Source organism: Actinotignum timonense, from assembly GCF_002860685.3.
GTDB classification, from domain to species: Bacteria; Actinomycetota; Actinomycetes; order Actinomycetales; family Actinomycetaceae; genus Actinotignum; species Actinotignum timonense.
This window is the reverse complement of sequence record NZ_CP136960.1, coordinates 408,552-427,286: the sequence shown is the minus strand read 5'-3', so window position 1 is coordinate 427,286 and position 18,735 is coordinate 408,552. Positions and strand designations below refer to the sequence as shown.

The 18,735-nt window shown below is 63.7% G+C and carries 14 protein-coding genes; 11 read left to right on the top strand and 3 right to left on the bottom strand.

Annotated elements, in window-relative coordinates:
- Positions 1–495: 495 nt before the first annotated feature.
- Positions 496–1,521, bottom strand: coding sequence for a FadR/GntR family transcriptional regulator (locus CYJ17_RS01750; protein WP_087070235.1), 1,026 nt, complete (start codon positions 1,519–1,521; stop codon positions 496–498).
- Between the two features lie 302 nt (positions 1,522–1,823).
- Here CYJ17_RS01750 and CYJ17_RS01745 point away from each other — a divergent pair, with 302 nt between their 5' ends.
- The 9 genes from CYJ17_RS01745 (at position 1,824) to CYJ17_RS01705 (ending at position 12,587) form a co-directional block, all read left to right on the top strand.
- Positions 1,824–3,425, top strand: coding sequence for an ABC transporter substrate-binding protein (locus CYJ17_RS01745; RefSeq protein ID WP_087070236.1), 1,602 nt, complete (start codon positions 1,824–1,826; stop codon positions 3,423–3,425).
- 163 nt (positions 3,426–3,588) lie between these two features.
- On the top strand, positions 3,589–4,545 hold the full coding sequence (locus CYJ17_RS01740; protein WP_087070237.1) for an ABC transporter permease: 957 nt from the start codon (positions 3,589–3,591) through the stop codon (positions 4,543–4,545).
- The gene (locus CYJ17_RS01735) at positions 4,545–6,656 is read left to right on the top strand and encodes a dipeptide/oligopeptide/nickel ABC transporter permease/ATP-binding protein (RefSeq protein WP_375713964.1); all 2,112 of its coding nucleotides are present in this window, start codon (positions 4,545–4,547) and stop codon (positions 6,654–6,656) included. The genes CYJ17_RS01740 and CYJ17_RS01735 overlap by 1 nt, the downstream gene beginning before the upstream one ends.
- Positions 6,657–6,672: 16 nt before the next feature.
- Positions 6,673–7,545, top strand: coding sequence for an ABC transporter ATP-binding protein (locus CYJ17_RS01730; RefSeq protein ID WP_087070239.1), 873 nt, complete (start codon positions 6,673–6,675; stop codon positions 7,543–7,545).
- A 4-nt stretch (positions 7,546–7,549) separates the two neighbouring features.
- Complete coding sequence (locus CYJ17_RS01725) at positions 7,550–8,470, top strand: dihydrodipicolinate synthase family protein (protein WP_087070240.1); 921 nt, start codon at positions 7,550–7,552, stop codon at positions 8,468–8,470.
- A gap of 9 nt (positions 8,471–8,479) precedes the next feature.
- On the top strand, positions 8,480–9,577 hold the full coding sequence (locus CYJ17_RS01720) for an ROK family protein (RefSeq protein ID WP_087070241.1): 1,098 nt from the start codon (positions 8,480–8,482) through the stop codon (positions 9,575–9,577).
- Between the two features lie 39 nt (positions 9,578–9,616).
- Positions 9,617–10,291 (top strand): N-acetylmannosamine-6-phosphate 2-epimerase, encoded by a 675-nt coding sequence (locus tag CYJ17_RS01715; protein ID WP_087070242.1) that lies wholly within the window; start codon positions 9,617–9,619, stop codon positions 10,289–10,291.
- 97 nt (positions 10,292–10,388) lie between these two features.
- Positions 10,389–11,159 carry a glucosamine-6-phosphate deaminase gene (locus CYJ17_RS01710; protein WP_026429182.1) on the top strand — a complete coding sequence of 257 codons (771 nt, stop codon included), beginning with the start codon at positions 10,389–10,391 and terminating at the stop codon, positions 11,157–11,159.
- Positions 11,160–12,587, top strand: a complete 1,428-nt coding sequence (locus CYJ17_RS01705; RefSeq protein ID WP_087070243.1) for an N-acetylglucosamine-6-phosphate deacetylase — start codon at positions 11,160–11,162, stop codon at positions 12,585–12,587.
- 744 nt (positions 12,588–13,331) lie between these two features.
- On the opposite strand, the gene CYJ17_RS01700 is transcribed toward CYJ17_RS01705, so the two are convergent.
- Both CYJ17_RS01700 and CYJ17_RS01695 read right to left on the bottom strand, forming a co-directional pair.
- Positions 13,332–14,366 (bottom strand): L-idonate 5-dehydrogenase, encoded by a 1,035-nt coding sequence (locus tag CYJ17_RS01700; RefSeq protein ID WP_087070244.1) that lies wholly within the window; start codon positions 14,364–14,366, stop codon positions 13,332–13,334.
- Positions 14,366–15,874 carry an MFS transporter gene (locus CYJ17_RS01695; protein WP_087070245.1) on the bottom strand — a complete coding sequence of 503 codons (1,509 nt, stop codon included), beginning with the start codon at positions 15,872–15,874 and terminating at the stop codon, positions 14,366–14,368. The genes CYJ17_RS01700 and CYJ17_RS01695 overlap by 1 nt, the downstream gene beginning before the upstream one ends.
- A gap of 424 nt (positions 15,875–16,298) precedes the next feature.
- Here CYJ17_RS01695 and CYJ17_RS01690 point away from each other — a divergent pair, with 424 nt between their 5' ends.
- Positions 16,299–17,252 (top strand): LysR family transcriptional regulator, encoded by a 954-nt coding sequence (locus CYJ17_RS01690; protein WP_158319014.1) that lies wholly within the window; start codon positions 16,299–16,301, stop codon positions 17,250–17,252.
- A gap of 287 nt (positions 17,253–17,539) precedes the next feature.
- Positions 17,540–18,661: an ABC transporter ATP-binding protein gene (locus CYJ17_RS01685; protein ID WP_087070247.1), complete on the top strand. Its 1,122-nt coding sequence runs from the start codon at positions 17,540–17,542 to the stop codon at positions 18,659–18,661.
- The last annotated feature ends 74 nt before the right edge of the window (positions 18,662–18,735 follow it).

Below are 18,735 nucleotides of genomic sequence, written 5' to 3'. Positions count from 1 at the left end.
AGACATCATCGTCTCGTCTGACGCTATTGTCAGACAACAACGAAAATAGCACAGCAACTCCGCGCTTGGAAAGTTATTGTCAGACAATAATGTCCAGTGGAACACCGTGCTGGTCACATAAAGCATCGTTTCGGTGCGAGTAGCGGCCGCGGTGGGTCCATTTCTCCGCACTTCGGTACGACGGCGCAGCTCAGTCGGCACGTACTTCCGCGATGAAGTTCAATGCCCCGGTAAGAATACCTGGCATGGCCAGATAGCGCTCCGCCGGGGCTCCGCTACAAGCCTATCGGGATGGGAATGCCGACACAATGATTCTGGATCACGCCATAATTCGTAGTTGGGAGCTGAGGGATAAAAGGGTGCGTGGGCAGAGGGTACTCGGGTTACTGGCCGTAAACAGAGATCCAGCCCACTCCCGACCGAAGTCGAGGCGGGCTGAACGATTATGTATATTCTAGCCAACTATGGGATCCATGGACAAGATGCGCTCCCGCCTCACAACACCCCGGAAACCCGCGAGGTTGGATCCGCAATATCGGCAAAGGAGGCGGCCCGCTGCGCCCGCGCGGCAATATCCGCGGCGCGCTCGGCTCGTTCGGCCCGCTCAGCCTCGCGCTGCTGGGCAGCGGCCTGAGCGGGCAGCGCCTCCGGCGGCGCTTCCGGATCCCCACAATCTCCGAGCGCACTTTCCGCACTTTCCGCACTTTCCGCACTTCCCGCGCCGTTCCCCCCGGAACCCCCGGAATTCGCCCGCTGCTGGGCGGCCTCGTGGCGGTCAATAATCATATTGAGGGGCCGGTAGTGGTCAATGACCGCCCCGCGATACGCGAAAATATCACCATCTTCGGCGGCTTGAATAATACGTTTATGCGCCTGAGCGGTTTCTAGGAGAAGTTCATCGACGTCGTCGTTTAAATCGCGCAGCGCAATAGAGTGCACCACCCACAGTGCCGTGACCATCTCCAACGCGACCTCGTTATCGAGCGCGGACGTCATCGCAATATGGAATTCAATATCTTCGTGCTGGAAGTTTTCCCCGCGCAGCGCTTTTTCGGTCATCCGCGCCACGATGTCGTGCAGATTATCGTGATGGGTGCCCGACAGCGCCCGCACCACGCCTTCCGCCATCCCCAAGTCCAGGTATTCGCGCAGCTGAGCCACGCTCTCCACCGCGCCCGTGCCCGCACCGGCCCGCGCGGAGGAGCGCAGCAGCAAGGATTCGACCAGCGGGGAGAGGGACATATTCGCCACCTGGGTGCCCTTCCCGCGCTGCGAGGTGACAATATCCAGCGCGGCCAGCTTGGACAGCGCCTCGCGCACCGAGGAGCGCGAGACCCCCAGCTCGCGGCACAGCTCCGCTTCGGTGGGGAGCTTCGCGCCGGGTTGTAGGCGTTCTTCAATAATTCGCTGTTTCAAAGCGTCCATGACCAAATCGGCGCGATCCGAGCCGGAACGGGGGTGGCCGCCGGTGACCCGCATAGCGCCCTGCGTGGCATGTGACTGCGCGTCGTCGGGCATCATGACACCTAAGGTATCGGAAAACGGATGTTTTCAAAAGATGTGCGCAGGAATATTGAATAGGGTCACGTTACGCGTGGTATCGCGCAGGAACGACGACGCCGCACAGCTGCTCACGCACCCATATCTCAGGTTCATCACAAATTGGTCACAGTTTGCTCACAAGCCAGATATCGGGCTTGCACAAAGTTGTCAGACAATCTAGAGTCATAGCTACGCGACGCTAAAGATGGTTGTCGCACGCGAAAAAATAGCGGAAATTCGGCAGTGAATTTCCGGAAGAACTCAAAGGAGAGGACACTTCAATGACACGCATGAAGTGGGGCGCCAAGGCCACGGCCGTGCTGGCCGCTGGTGTGCTGGCGCTGTCCGGCTGCGGTGGCGGTGGATCTGACACCGGCAAGAGCGGTGGAGATGCACCCGAGAAGGCCGCAGTTCCCTCGGGACAGCCGGCAAAGGGTGGCACCATTCGCGCGGCGGCCGCCTACGAATCCAATAACTACCATCCCTCGTCCACCTCGTCCGCGCTGGCAACCGGCGCGAATATGCACGTGGTGGAGGGCCTGTACGAACTGGATTACCACGATTACAAGCCCTACCGCGCCCTGGCGAAGGAAGATGCTCCCACCAAGGTGACCGATACCCAGTACGAAGTTTCGCTGCGTGATGGCGCGAAGTTCTCGGACGGCACCCCGGTGACCACGGACGATGTGGTCAAGTCCTTCGAGCGGTCCACCGCTGAAGGAAATATCTACCTGCCGATGCTGAGCTTCATCGACAACGTGCAGAAGAAGGATGACACGACCGTCACCATCAACCTCAAGCATCCCTTCTCGCTGGTCAAGGAGCGCCTGGCCCTCGTCAAGATCGTTCCCGCCTCGATGAGCGATGATGATCTGACCGCCAAGCCCGTGGGTACCGGCCCGTGGAAGTACGACGAGATCACCAGCGCCCACATCAAGTTCTCCCCGAATGAGAACTACAACGGCCAGTTCCCGGCCACCGCGGAAGCGATGCAGTGGGAGATCCTCAAGGACGACACCGCTCGTACCACCGCTTTCCAGCAGGGCACCGTCGATGTTATCGAAGCTGCCCCGGCCGATGCCGAAGCTCTGATCAAGGGCGCCGGCGGCGTGATCGACGCGGTTCAGGGCTTCAACCTGCCCTTCCTGCTCTTCAACACCAAGAAGGCTCCGCTCGATAACAACAAGGTGCGCCAGGCGTTCTTCTACGCCATTGACACCGACAAGCTCATCTCCAACGCCCTCTCGGGCAACGCGAAGGCCGCCAAGTCCTTCCTCCCGGAGAGCCACCCGAACTTCCACGAAGCTTCCACGGTCTACACCTACAACCCGGAAAAGGCCAAGGAACTCCTCAAGGAAGCCGGTGTTGAGAACCTCGACATCAAGCTGCTGACCACCGATCACCCGTGGATCACCGCTCTGGCTCCCCAGATCAAGAACGACCTGGCTGCCGTCGGCATCAACGCGACCATCGAATCCCAGGCTTCCTCGGCTCTCTACGCCAATAACCTGGACGTGGACAACCCGACCTTCGATGTCACCCTGGCCCCCGGCGACCCCTCGGTCTTCGGTCAGGATCCCGACCTCCTGCTCAGCTGGTGGTACGGCGATAACACCTGGACCAAGAAGCGCACCCAGTGGGGCGGCTCCGAGAAGTTCAAGGAACTGCATCAGTACATGGACAAGGCCGTCACCCTCGAGGGCGACGCCCAGCAGCAGGAATGGAACAAGGCCTTCGACCTCGTTGCCGAAGAAGTTCCGCTCTACCCGCTCTTCCACCGTCAGATGCTGACCGCGTACTACCCGGACAAGGTCACCAACTTCTCCCCGATTTCGACGACCGGCCTTGATTTCATCAACGCTGGCTCCGCGGCTGGAAAGTAAATAATCCCGTGAATCAGCGCTGACGACACGCGCGGCGCTGGCTCAAAGAACACACGGTAATGCGAGGGCCGGGGGTGGTGTAAACCCCACCCCCGGCCCGAGCTTTGCCCAAATACTCCCCTATACTCAACGCGGGGCACCGCAGCCCCGAGGAGATATCGCAGTGAACAACCTTCTCAGACTCATCGGGCGCCGCCTGCTGGTGCTCCCGATCATGGTTCTGGGCGTTGCCTTCCTCGTCTTCTTCCTGATGTCCTTCTCTAAGATCGATCCGGCCTACTCGGCCCTCGGTGAAGGCGCATCCCAGGAAGCCCTGGAAGCCTATCGTGACACCATGGGACTCAATGATCCCTGGCTCGCTCAGTTCTGGAACTTCCTCGTCAACTTCGTGCAGGGTGACCTCGGCACGTACGGCGCCAACCAAGCTTCGGTGGCCGAACGTGTGGGTGAGGCCTTCCCCATCACCATGCAGCTGACCTTCCTCGGCCTTATTATCGCCGTCATTCTCGCGTTCGTCTTCGGTGTCCTCGCCGCGCTCTACCGCGACAAGTGGCCCGACAAGATCATCCGCGTCTTCTCCATCGCCTTCATCGCGACGCCGTCCTTCTGGCTGGCCGTCCTCATGATCCTGGCGTTCTCCGTCAATATGCCTCTGCTCCCGGCATCCGGTGCCCTGCCGCCTTTCGGTGAAGACCCGGCTGGCTGGCTGGCGCGCATGGCGCTGCCGGCTATCGCCCTGGGCGTCCCGGTGGCCGGTTCCCTCACCCGTGTTATTCGTACCTCGATGGTGGAGGAACTGGATAAGGATTACGTGCGTACCGCTATCGGTGCGGGTATCCCCAAGCGCGTGGTGGTGTCCCGCAACGTGCTGCGCAATGCCCTGATCTCCCCGGTGACCGTGCTCGGCCTGCGTATCGGCTACCTCATGGGTGGCGCTGTGGTTATTGAAGTTATCTTCAACCTGCGCGGCATGGGTATGGCCATCCTCGAAGGCGTCCAGCAGAACTACCCCCTCCTGGTGCAGGGCGTGGTCCTCGTGGTGGCCCTGGCCTTCATCGTCGTCAATATTGTGGTTGACATGCTCTATGTGCTGATCAACCCGCGTATCCGGGAGGTCTAATCATGAGGCGTAAACTCACGGAAAAGATGGAACGCCCGGGCGTCCGGTTCAAGCGTTTCCGCAATATGACTCGCGGCGCCCAGCTGTGCGTCGTCGTTCTGGTGCTCATCGCCCTCGCGGCCGTTTTCGCACCCCTTATTTCCCCGCACGATCCGCAGGCCATTGAAGTGGCCCGTCAGGCACCCAACGGTGATTTCCTCTTCGGTACTGACGAAAAGGGCCGTGACATTCTCTCCCGCATGATCTACGGTGCCCGCTACTCGCTGGTCATCGGCTTCGCCGCCACCGCCTTCGCGCTCTTCTTCGGTGCGATCTTCGGTGCGCTGGCCGCGGTCTCCCGCAAGTGGATTTCCGAAGTGATCATGCGCTGCATGGATATCATCATGTCTTTCCCCGGCATCGCGCTGGCCGCGGTGTTCGTCTCCGTATTCGGTAATACCCTGCCCGTCATTATTATGGCGATCGGCTTCCTCTACATTCCGCAGATCACCCGCGTGGTGCGCGCGAATGTCATGAGCGAATACGGTGAAGATTACGTGCGCGCGGTTATCGTTTCCGGCGCGCGGGCTCCCTGGATCCTCGTCAAGCACGTGGCGCGCAACTGTATCGCCCCGGTCATGGTGTTCACCACCGTGCTCGTGGCCGATGCGATTGTTTTCGAAGCCTCGCTGTCCTTCATCCAGGCCGGCATCGCCGAACCCACACCCACCTGGGGTAATATCCTCGCCGACGCTCGCGGCGGCGTGCTCCTGGGCCGGTGGTGGCAGGCGCTCTTCCCGGGCCTGGCCATTATGATCACGGTGCTCTGCCTCAACATCCTCTCCGAAGGTCTCACGGACGCCATGGTGGCGGCCCCGAAGGCCGCGGCCGTTCCCGATAACGTGGACGCGAACGCCAAGCGCGAAGAGGACCGCCTCCTCGTGGACCCGGTGGCCGCTTACGCCGCCCAGCACGATGCGCTGGTCCAGCGCCTGGAGGAACTGCGCCAAGCGGAAGAACGCCGCACCGACCGCTTCGAACCCACCTCGCAGGAGGCCCCGGTTATCGAAGTGCGCGACCTGTGCATCAAGTTCCCGCGCCACGGCGATGTCAATGTGGTGGACCACGTGTCCTTCAATGTGCGCGCCGGTGAAACCATGGGCCTCGTGGGTGAATCCGGGTGCGGTAAGTCCATTACCTCCCTGGCGATTATGGGCCTGCTCGATAAGTCCGCCGATATTAGCGGTGAGATTATGTTCAACGGGCAGAACCTCCTCGAACTCACCCCCAAGCAGCACAATGAACTGCGCGGGCATGAGATCGCGATGATCTACCAGGACGCCCTGTCCTCCCTCAACCCCTCCATGCTCATCAAGGCACAGATGAAGCAGCTGACCAGCCGCGGGGGCACCCGCACCGCCGAAGAGCTCCTCGAGCTGGTGGACCTGGATCCCAAGCGGACCCTGGAGTCCTACCCGCACGAACTTTCCGGTGGCCAGCGCCAGCGCGTGCTTATCGCCATGGCGCTCACCCGTGACCCGAAGCTGGTTATCGCGGACGAACCGACTACCGCGCTGGACGTAACCGTCCAGGCCCAGGTGGTGGAGCTTCTCAACCGCCTGCGCAAGGAACTCGGCTTCGCGATGGTCTTCGTGTCCCACGATTTGGCGCTCGTTGCCGAAGTGGCCCACTCGATTACCGTCATGTACGCCGGTCAGGTTGTGGAGCAGGCATCCACCAAGGAACTGCTCACCGACCCGCACCACGAATACACTCGCGGTCTGCTCGGCTCGGTGCTCTCCATCGAAGCGGGTGCCGGCCGGCTCCACCAGGTGCCCGGCACGGTTCCTTCGCCGCGCGACTTCCCGAAGGGTGATCGTTTCGCCCCGCGGTCCTCGCATCCGACGGTGGGCCTGGACACCCGCCCGATTATGAAACGCGTGGGCGAGACGTGGCACTTCTACGCCGCCCAGCCCGATGCTCCGGATCCGGCCACCACCAACCTGGTGCCCAAGGAATCGGTGGGCGCGCCCAGCCCCGCCGAAACCGCGAACGGCGCCGCAGCTGCTACTGCTGGTGATGCCGCTGGTGGAAGCGCCGGCGCTCCCGCCGGCCCGGATGCCCAGAAGTGACGAAGGAGGAAAGATCATGACTACTCTGGATACCGAAGCTCGTCACGCTGCCGGCGCGCGCGCCGCTGACCGGCCTGCCCTCTCCGATGTGCCGATTATCGAGTTGCGCGACGTCGACGTCACCTTCCGCACCCGTACCGGTTCCATCTTCAATCCGAATAAGGTGCGCGCCGTGCGCGGCGTCAACCTTTCCCTGATGCCCGGCCAGACCATCGGTCTCGTTGGCGAATCCGGTTCCGGTAAGTCGACGACGGCCAATGTGATGTGCGGACTCCAGTCACCCACGGGCGGCCAGGTATTTTTCAAGGGCGAAGAAGTCACGAAACGTACCGCTGCCCAGCGCCGCCATATCGGCCGCGTGGTCTCGGTGGTGTTCCAGGATCCGGCCACGGCGCTCAACTCGCGCATGACGGTGCGTGACCAGCTCCTCGACCCGATGACGGTCCACAAGATCGGCACCCGCGAAGAACGCTACGAGCGCGTCAAGGACCTCATCGGCATGGTGGGCCTGCCTAAATCGGCGCTCGATGCGCTGCCCGGGCAGCTCTCCGGTGGGCAGCGCCAGCGCGTGGCTATTGCCCGTGCGCTGGCCGTGGGCCCGGACGCGATTATCGCGGACGAACCCACCTCGGCCTTGGACGTGTCCGTGCGCGCCCAGATCCTCAACCTGCTCACCGATCTCAAGCGGGATCTGGGGCTGGCGATGGTTTTCATCACCCACGATATTCAGACGGTGCGCTACGTATCGGACAAGATCGCGGTGATGAATCACGGAGAGATCGTGGAATGGGGAGACGCCAAGGACGTGCTCCACAATCCGCAAAATGACTACACGAGAACACTTTTGGCAGCGGCGCCGTCGCTGCTCCATCCGAAATTGGAGGCATAGTCCCATGTCAGATCCTCGTTTCCGCGGCGTTATCCCCCCGACAGTGACGCCGCTGACCGACGAACGCGAACTCGATAAGGAATCCTTCGCGCGCTCACTCAACCGGATGCTCGACGCCGGAGTGCACGGCCTGTTTGTGCTCGGTTCGACTTCCGAAGTGGTCTTCAGCACCGATGCGCGTCGTCGTGAAATCCTCGAAACCGCGGTGGAAGTTGCGAACGGGCGCGTCCCGGTGCTCGCCGGCGTTATCGATATGCAAACCGAGCGCATGATCGAGCACGCCCGTGACGCGCAGTCCATCGGGGTGGACGGCATCGTCGCCACCGCGCCGTTCTACGCGCTGGGCGGGGAAGCGGAAATCGAAGCGAACTTCCGTTACATCCGCGACGCCGTGGACCTGCCGCTTTTCGCGTACGACATCCCGGTGTGCGTGCACAAGAAGCTCTCCATTGACCTGCTCATGCGCCTCGGGACCGAAGACGTGCTGACCGGCGTCAAGGATTCTTCTGGCGACGACGTTAACTTCCGCTTCCTGCTGGAGGAGAACAAGGCCGCCGGTAAGCCGCTCAACATCCTTACGGGTCACGAAGTGGTTGTCGATGGCGCCTACATGGGCGGTGCGGACGGCTCCGTTCCGGGCCTGGCCAATGTGGCACCGCGCCCCTACGTGGAGCAGTGGGATGCCGCGCAGGCCGGGGACTGGGCTCGCGTGGCCGAATTGCAGAACGAGCTCGCCCACCTCATGCGCATCGTCATGGTGCCCAAGGGCGTGCAGGGCTTCGCGGGTGGCGTGGGCGCCTTCAAGGCGGCCATGAAGGAACTGGGGGTTATCGCCTCCAACCAGATGCCGCGGCCCGTCAAGGCCCTCGAAGGTGAGAACGTCGAAGCTATTCGCGGCGTGCTCGCCAGCTGCGGGCTGCTCTAAGGAGCACTCATGAAGGTAGCACCGTTCCAGCCCGGGTCTGAGTTCTCGCTGCTCGGGCTGGATATCGGGGGAACCAAAATCGCGGGGGCGGTGGTGACCTTTGCGGCCACCGCCCCGGGCGGTGATGCCCCGCGCATCTCCCTCGAAGCCAGTATTCCTACCGGAGCGCGGCGCGGCGGAGCACGCGTGCTGGCGGATATCGCGGATTTCGCGGAACGCCAGATCGCGGCAGCCAGCGCCGCCGGAACGCCGGTGCGCGGAATTGCTATCGCCAGCGCCGGGGTGGTGGACGTGGAGAGCGGATGCATCGCTTCCGCCACGGACACCATGCCCGGCTGGGGCGGTCAGCCCCTCGGCCCGCATCTTGCCGAACGCTGCGGCCTGCCGGTGCGCGTCCTCAATGACGTGCACGGCCACGCCCTCGGGGAAGCAACCTACGGTGCGGGCGCCGGCGCGCGTACCGCCCTCGTGATCGCGGTGGGAACCGGGCTGGGCGGCGCGGCCGTGATCGACGGGCGCATCCTCTTCGGCGCGCACGGGGTGGCCGGCCACTTCGGCCATATTCACCATCCTTATGCCGCCGGGCTGGTGTGCTCCTGCGGGCGCGATGGCCACGTGGAATCGGTGGCCTCGGGCAGCGGGGCGGCCCGCCTCTACGCCAAGCGCCAGGCCGAAGCCCACGTGGAGGGCGCGAGTTACGCCGCCGCGGCAGCGGCTTCCCTCACCGGGATCGCCGATGTTCCCGAAAGTGCCTACCTGCGGGCCCCGGGCGCGCAGCGCCCCGTCGTCGTACGTGGAGGCCGGGAACTGAAAGCCCTCGTGGACGCGGGCGATATGTTCGCGCGCGAGGTGTTCACGGACGGTGCTTTCGCGCTCGGGCAGACCCTGGGCGGGCTGGCGAATTCTTTCGACCCGGACGTTATTATCCTGTCCGGCTCACTCGTTCACGTGGGCGAGTTCTGGATGGACGCGCTGCGCGAGGGCTACCGGCGCGATGCCATGGTGGGCACCGCCGCCACCCCGATTGTGGAGGGTAGCCTGGGATCGCAGGCCCCGCTCATCGGCGCGGCCGTTCACTTCCTGCACACCGCGCGCCGCACCGCATAACTACACTTCTGCATTTCTCGTTATAACTTAGGAGTTACCGTGCATCCGATGATCGAATCTCTCCGCGGGCACCTCGTCGTGTCCTGCCAGGCGTACGTAGGCGAACCGCTGCGCCACCCCGAAACGATGGCGCAGATGGCCCTCGGCGCCGAGCGCGGGGGAGCGGCGGCGATTCGCTGCCAGGGCCTGGCGGATATTTCCGCGATTAAAGGCCAGGTGGAAGTGCCTGTCATCGGCCTGTGGAAAGAGGGCCACGAAGGCGTGTTCATCACCCCGACCCTGCGCCACGCCCGCGCCTGCATCAGCGCCGGCGCCGATATTGTGGCCCTCGATGCCACGTCTCGCCCGCGTCCGGATGGCTTGAGCTTCGCGGAAACCGTGGCTGCTCTTCTGGACGACGGCGCGCTCGTCATGGCGGACTGCGGCTCGATTGAGGATGCCCGGGTGGCGGCCAAGGCCGGCTGCCATATCCTCGGCACCACCCTGGCGGGTTACTCCGGGGATCGCCCGAAGACGGACGGCCCCGATATTGAACTGCTGGCCCAGATGGTCGCGGAATTCCCGGAGATCCCGGTGGTCTGCGAAGGGCGCATCCACACTCCGGAGCAAGCGCGGGCTGTCATGGAAGCTGGCGCCTGGGCGGCCGTCGTCGGAACTGCTATTACGCACCCAACCACGATCACCACGTGGTTCCGCGAGGCCGTCGAAAACTAAAACTTCACCAGGGTTCCCGCGCAACCGAAGCGCGGGGCCCGCGAGCACTGACCATTGCCGCGTTTCACGTGAAACGCGCCCGGGAAAGGACGAACTCATGCATATCGGAATTTTCGCCACCGCGGAAGAAGCCTCCCGCGAGGGCGCACGCATTATCCAGGATCTTTTCGCGCGTGACGCGCACGCGACGCTCGGGGTGGCCACCGGTTCCACGCCGGATCTCCTCTACGCGGCGCTGCGCGAGGCCCACGCGGCCGGCGAATTTGACCTCTCCGGCGCCAAGGCTTTTGCCCTGGATGAGTACGTGGGGCTGGATCCGGAGCATCCGGAGTCCTACCGCAATGTGCTGCGCCGCAACCTCGTGGGCGAGGATAAGACCGGCCTGACCGAGGAGGGCCTCAATACCCCCGATGCACAGAACCCGGATCCGCAGGCCGCGGCCGCCGACTACGATGCGAAGATCGGTGCGGCCGGGGTGGATCTGCAGATTCTCGGCATTGGCGCAGACGGGCATATCGGCTTCAACGAGCCGGGCGGCTCGCTGGTCTCGCGCACTCACGTGGAGGCGCTGGCCCCGCAAACCATCAAGGATAATGCGCGGTTCTTCGACGGCGACGAAGCGGCCGTCCCCACCCGCTGCATCACCCAGGGCCTAGGCACCATTATGGAGGCGAAGAAGCTGGTGCTTTTCGCTTTCGGTGCGAATAAGGCGGATGCGGTGCGAGAGCTGTGCGAAGGCCCCATCAGCGCCTTCTGGCCCGCCACGATTATTCAGATGCACCCGGATGTCACCGTGCTCCTGGACGAAGCGGCCGCCGCGCAGCTCAAGCTGACGGACCTGTACCGCGCGCGTTGGGAGATGATCTAAGTGTTTTACCTGGGGCGCGTTCTCAACGGGTACGGCCGCGAGGTTGGGTACGGTATTGAGATCGACGACGCCGGTACGCTGGCTCGGCTGCTCACCGCTGAGGAGGCCGCCGCGGTAACCGCGGGGCTGGCTGCGGAACGGGAGTCGCGCGGGATTGAAGCTCGGGCCGCGGAGGCTTTCGGGCTGGGCGCGGATAACCCGCGGGTGCGCCGGGCTCATGTTATTACCCCGGGCCTCGTGGATATTCACTGCCATGGCGGTGGCGGCTTCGCCTTCCCGGATAACTATGCGGAGGAGGAGATCGCCACGGCGATCCGCACCCACCAGCGCGGGGGGACCACCGCGATGTTCGCTTCCCTGGTGTCGCTGGCGGATCCACTCCCGCAGATCGAGGCGCTGGTGCCATTCTGCGAGCGCGGGGAGCTGGCCGGTATTCATCTGGAAGGCCCGTATATTTCGCGGGAAAAGTGCGGGGCGCAGAACCCCGAGGTGATCCGCGCGGTGGACGAGGCCGAGCTGCGTTCCTGGCTGGAGGCCGGGCGCGGCTGGATTAAGACGATGACGGTGGCCCCGGAAGCGGAGGGCGCCCAGCGCGCCGCCGAGCTGCTGCTTGAATATGGCGGCAAGCCGTCCTGGGGGCATTCCCACGGGGATGGCGCGGTCACCCGGGCCGAAATCGCGCGCACCCTGGAAGTGGCGCGGCGGCACGGATACACGCCGCTGGCGGTGCTTGCTGGGGCTGGCACGGGAGCCGGTTCGGGCGCGGGCGCGGATGCGCGGCAAGCCGGTGGCGCCGGGACTGTCGCCGGTAGCGCCGTCGGGCAGGAAGCCGCACAAACTGTCACGCATCTTTTCAACGCGATGACCGCTTTTACGCACCGGGCTCCCGGCCCGATCCGCGAGTACATTCAAGCGGCGCGCCGCGGTTTCATCAGCGCGGAAGTGATTGCCGACGGCTACCACGTGCATCCCGACCTCGTCGAGGATGTGGTGGATTACCTTGATGAGCCGGATCTCGGGGCCGGGGCGTCTGGGAGCGCGGGCGCGGGCCAGCTGGGTATTCCCGGGGCTTTCTTCGTTACGGATTCCCTGGCCGCGGCCGGTATGCCTCCCGGGAAGTACACCCTGGGCGGGCTCGCGGTGGAAGTGCGCGACGGCGCCTGCTACCTGGAAGGTACCGATACTTTGGCCGGGGGTGCATCGGTGCTGGCCGATCAGGTGGCCCTCTTCGCCGGGCGCGGGAAGCTGACGCTCCCGCAGCTGGTGCGGGCCACGGTGGCCGGACCGGTCTACGCCGGTGGCGCCTGGGATGCTCCCGGTGTCACGGTGGACTTCACCCCGGGCAAGCCGGTCAATCTGGTCGCCTGGAATGAGGCGATGACCCCGCTGGCGGTTGTTCGCGAGGGAGTGGAAATCTCCCACTCCTAGCCATCGGGTTCCACGCCGAGGAGCACGGGAGTTTCTACGCCGGAACTCCGTGAGGCTCCGGTATGGCATACCTTGGCCGTCCAACGCTGGGATCCGCGGGGTTCCACGCCGGAACTCGCCGATGGTCCACGTTGGAAGCATTCGCGGGTACGGCAGCACCACAAGCCGGGAAGCGTTCACTGCCTCCCTCGGGCAGGATCGGGCGTGTCGATCCTGCCCCTCTCCACGGGGCGCGGGCTCAGGCCCGCGCCCCGCTTTCTTTGCCCGCCTGGGGGTTTGGGAACTTGGAACTTGATTCGCCGGGGACTTTCCGGCCCCCAAAAACAAAGTGGTACTGGAGCTACAGCCAAACCCTAAATTTCTGTCGTGCAGTACCACTTTGTGCGTTCCGCTGTCGTGGGGTACCACTTTGTTCGGCAGCAGCAGGTGGAAACGGGTTAGCCCAGGCGGGAGGTGGGGTGTTTTTCCGGGGTGTACTTCGCATGTACGACATCTGCACTACATCTCTGACAATACATACCGCCACCGCAGGGGCTTGTGTGGCTATTGGGGTTCGCGAGGGTCGTGAGATTCGCGCGGACCGGTCGGGGTACGGAAAGGGGCACGGACCCGTAAGTCCGTGCCCCTTCGTCGCCTCATGAGCGAGGTACACCGCGCGTTGCGCGATGTACGCTGCGATTCACGAGGCAAGGCCAGCCCGAGCCGGGCGAGAGTGCATCGCCTAGCCAGGCCGGCCTGCTCCGCCTAGCTGAGCTGGAGCATCACCTTGGACGACCCCGTGGACCGGTCATCGGCGGTGGCGAAAGCGGCTGCGGCGTCGTCGATCTTAAATTCGTGCGTGAGCACGGGCGAAACGTCCAATCCGCGCGCCATCGCGTCAATCGCGGCGTCCATGGACTCCGGGTTGAACCGATACGAGCCCCTGTACGTGATTTCGCGGGTGACCAGCTGCCCGAGCACCACGGAGACCGCGCCGGCCGGCAAGTTCCCCACCTGCACCATGGTGCCGCCGCGCACGGTCGCCAGCAAACAATCGCCGATGGCAACGGCGGCGCCGGACGCTTCGATGGTGACGTCCACGTCGGCGGGAAGCTCCTCACCGGCGCTGCGGTTCACCGTGCTGGTAGCGCCCATCGCGCTCGCAATCCGCAGGGATTCGGCGGCCACGTCGGAAGCGATAACCTCGCGCGCCCCCGCGAATTTCACGGCGGCCACGGCCAACGCCCCGATCGGGCCCACGCCGTTCACCAGCACGCGCTTGCCGGACAGATCCCCGGCCAGGCTCACGGCGTGCATCGCCACCGCGAGAGGTTCGGCGACGGCGCCTTCCTTCGTCGACACGTTCTCCGGCAGCGCACGGAGCTGATCGGGCCGCACCACCCGGTAGGTGGAGAAACCGCCCTGCTCGTGCGGGAAGAAAGCCGCGGATCCGAAGTAGCGGACCTCCGGCCATAGGTTATCTTTGCCGCGGGTGCTTTCCGGGATATCGTGTTCGCCCACGAGGGTCGGCGGGTAGATCGCCACCCGCTGGCCCACCTCAACTCCGGTCACGCCCGCGCCCACCTGGTCCACCACGCCGGCAACTTCGTGGCCGAGGATCAGCGGTTCGCGCATAATCGCGGTCCCGGAAGCACCGTTCTTCCAGTAGGACAGGTCGGAGCCGCAAATGCCGCCCCATTCCATGCGGACCCGCACCTCGCCTGCGCCGGCAACCGGGTCGGGAACCTCGGTGATATGAATCTGCTTGGGGGTATCGGTACGAACTTGTACAGCCTTCATTAGAATGCATCCTCCTTGAGAGTGAGGTCGCGCCCGGTAATTTCGGGCATGAGCCACGCGGTGATATGGGTGACTCCGGTGTAAACAAACATGAGAATCGCGCAAGCGATCCAGGAACCGCCGAAGAGTTGCACCAGGCCAGCGGCGATCAGCGGGCCGAAACCGGCGGTGATCATATTCGGGATTTCCTTGGCGAGCGCCAGCTGCTCGTAGCGGTGCGCGGAGCCGAAGCATTCGGCCATCGTGATGTTTTCCAGGGAGAACATGGCCAGCACGGTGATGTTGTGCAGCACGATGTACCCGATGAAGAACAACAGGGTGGGGGTGCCGTAATGGTCCACCATCTGCCCGTCCACCAGCTCCGGCGCATTGAGTTCACCCAGGAACCGCGGGGAGACCATGAGCAGGAAGCACGGAATAATGAGGAGAATCCCCAGCCCGGTGACCAGGCGGTAGGTGCGCTCGCGGCCGATGCGGTCGCCGATCCAGCCGATAATCGGCACGGTAATGAAGCCGGCCAGCGAGGAGTAGACCACCACGGCGGAAGCCACGTCCTTGGCCACCAGAATCTGGGCGGTCAGGAAAGTAATGAGGTAGGTCTGCACCATGCCGGAATTACCGGACTGGCCGAAGCGCAGCAGGAAGGCCGCCATGAACGCCTTGAACGACTTCGGGGTTTTGGCGAGTTCTTCCACGGCGGCTTCGCGCTGGGCTTCGCGCTGGGCGGCCTTAGCCGCCGCCTTCCGCTCGGCGCGCGAGGGAAGCGGTTGGTCGTAGGTGGCCACCAGGGCGGCGTCGTCCAGAATCTCCCCGCTGGTAGCCGCCTCGAAAACGGGCGATTCCTTGAGGTGCAGCCGGATAAATACAGCCAGGCCCATGAGTACAACCGAGGCGATGAAGGGGATACGCCAGCCCCACGCGACCACGGTGTCGGTGCCCATGGTGGCGAGCATGATCGCCCAGATCGCGCCGGCGCCCAGGGTGCCGGTATTGGTGCCGAGGGCCACCAGCGAAGAAATAATGCCGCGGCGTTCCCGCGGGGCGTATTCGGCCAGCATCACGGAGGCGCCGGCAATTTCCGCGCCGGCCCCGAAGCCCTGGATAAGCCGCAGAATCACCAGCATAATCGGCGCCCAAATGCCCACCACTTGGTAGGTGGGGAGGAAGCCGATGAGGGTGGTGGCCACGCCCATCATGGCGATGGTAATAAAGAGGACTTTGGTGCGGCCGATGCGGTCACCGAGCCGCCCGAAGTACCAGGCGCCCAGCGGGCGGGCCACGTAGCCCACACCGTAAATGGCCATAGCCCCGAGGATGGCCATGGACTGGTGGCCGGCGGGGAAGAAAATGTCTTTAAAGACGAGCGCGGCGGCCAGGGAGTACAGCTGGAAGTCCATGAATTCCAGAGCTGTTCCGAGCCAGCCGGAAACCGCGGCCTTGACCAGGTCCGAGGTCGAGCGCGTGGGCACCGGGGCGGTTACTGTTCCCGGCGGGTGTTGTTTGGACATGAGGTGCCTTCCACATTCACTTCGTTGTGTTAACTGAGAAGAAGCTGCTTTCCGGGCGGATTGCCGGAGGGATAAGCGAGCTCCGATGGCTTCAGTATCGCGGCGGGAATACGCCGAAATCACGCCCGAGAGACGGCGATATTTCGATATGTCATATGCGGATTTCGAATAGCGATACGCGGGCGGGGTGGGAGCGAGGCGCTCACGGTGGGCGTGGCAGGGCGGTAACGCGGGCGAAGCGCCGCGAGATTCCGCGGATAACTCGCCCACCCGGGTGGGTGCGGGCGGTGGTGGAACGACGACGCCGCCCCGGCGGCGCGCAGCCGCGCGCCGCCGGGGGAGCCGACTCGCCGCGAAAGAACTTGAAATGCGCCAGGTAAATTATCGGAGAGCTCGTTGGTGCCACATAGTCGTGGAGGGTTTTATGCGCATCGACCGACTTGAATGGTTGGAGTCTTTCGTTGCCGTTGCGAAATTATCGTCCTTTTCGCGGGCGGCTCGTTTGCTCCACAGCAGTCAGTCGCGGGTATCGCTCCACGTTGCGAATTTGGAGCGGGCGACGGGTCATACCCTGGTGGATCGCAGCCATGTTCCCTGCACCCTTACCGCGAAAGGGGAAACGTTCCTACCGCGCGCCGAGGAGATCTTGGTGAAGCTGCGCGATGCGGTCGATGAGCTCAATACCGAATCGGGCAGCCTGGTGGGCGCGGTTACCCTCGGGGTGATTCCTTCTATCTCGGCGGTGCTATGCCCGGGAATGCTGGCGCAATTACAGCTGGAGGAGCCCGGTATTTCCGTTAATTTGCTGGAGCGCACCTCCGCGGAATTATTGGAGAAAGTGGGGGCCGGGCACGCGCAGCTGGCCATCGTTTCACAATTTAGTTCGCTGCCCTCCATTCCTGATTCACAGCGCCTGTGGTGGGAGCCGTACGTGGCGGTGGTCCGCCAGAATTCCCCGGATTTCCAGGGCGTGGAGGTGGTGGCTCCCGGAGATCTTGCGGAGGTCACCCTGGGGCTGACCGGCGCACCGGGCCTGAGCATCGACCCGGAAATGCGCGCCGCTTTTGATTTATGGGAGTTGGAGCCGCGTATCGCGGACTTCCGTACCGAGCAACCCCAGACTCTCCTCAATATGTGCAAGGCCGGGCTGCTCACCCCGGTTATTAACCTGCTGGCTTTTCGCAGTTGCGATCACGAGGGGCTGCGCGCGATTGCTATCGCGGGTGATTACGGGCGGGAAGTTTCCGTGGTGGCGAATACCGCGGTGCCCCTCACCCCGATTGGCCAGTATGTGCGCGATTTGATCCTGGCGATTCCGCTGCCCGCCGGCGTGCGCTCCCTCCAGCCGCAGCGGAGTGATGCGGGGGATACCAGCTAGCTCCGAACCCGGGAAAAGCCTGGAAGCTTTGCGCAAAACATGGCAGCGGAGCTGGAAATCCGCGCCGGCGCCTGGCAAAATTGGGTATGTCGCACAGGGCGACTGTGTCAGAGTGGACACTCTGAAGTCACAGCATTTTGTACATGGCCCGGGTTTCCGGGCGTGGGGGCATTGCGGCCTGCCAAGGGGCGGCGTCGTCGTACCACAGCTGCTGGAGCTTCGGGTGCCCGCAACGGCACTCTTCACTCGGATCGTCCGGCACGTACCTGCCGGTGAAGGGACCAGTAATGGCATCTGTAACATTTGAGAACGCATCGCGTATCTACCCGGGGTCGGATACCCCGGCTGTCAATCAGCTCAACCTCGAAATTGCTGACGGGGAATTCCTTGTTCTTGTTGGCCCGTCCGGCTGCGGTAAATCAACGTCGCTGCGCATGCTCGCCGGGCTGGAAGATATTAATGACGGGCGTATCTATATTGGGGACCGCGATGTCACCAATGTTTCGCCTAAGGACCGCGATATCGCGATGGTGTTCCAGAATTACGCTCTCTACCCGCATATGTCGGTGGCGGAGAATATGGGCTTCGCGCTCAAGATCGCGCGCACCCCGAAGGAAGAAATTGATAAGCGCGTCAAGGAAGCCGCCCAGATCCTCGACCTGACCGAGTACCTGGATCGCAAGCCGAAGGCGCTTTCCGGTGGGCAGCGCCAGCGCGTGGCGATGGGCCGCGCGATTGTGCGTAACCCGCAGGTCTTCCTCATGGACGAACCGCTCTCCAATCTGGACGCGAAGCTCCGCGTGCAAACCCGCACCCAGATCGCTACCCTGCAGCGCCGCCTGGGCACCACCACGGTGTACGTCACCCACGACCAAACCGAAGCGCTGACCATGGGCGACCGCATCGCCGTGCTCAACTTCGGGGTATTGCAGCAGGTGGGCAGCCCGGATGAGCTGTACAACCGGCCGCAAAACGCTTTCGTGGCGGGCTTCATTGGTTCGCCGGCCATGAACCTCGGCACCTTTAATATTGAGGGCGACGACGCAGTCCTCGGCCAAGCGCGCATTCGCCTGCCCCGCGCGGTGATCGATGCGATCACCCCGGATGACAAGGGCAAGGTCATCCTGGGCGTGCGCCCCGAATCCTTCACGGAGCTCACGCGCGAGCCCGGGGAAAGCTCGGTGCCGATCATGGTGGATATGGTCGAGAACCTGGGTTCGGATAACTACGTGTATGGCGAGATCGCCGGCGTGGAGAAGTCCGGCTTCGGCTCGGGCGATGGCTCCTCCCAGGTGGTTGTGCGGATTCCGCCATTCAAGGCCCCCGCGGTGGGTGACACCGTGTACGCCACCCCGAACCTGGATGCTATCCATGTGTTCCATGCCGGGGATGGCACCCGCATCAACTAGCCGGGGTAGCACCCGCGGGGGTAGCACCGCATCGCCTATCCCGGGGTAGTGCCCGCATTATGTAGGCGATGCAA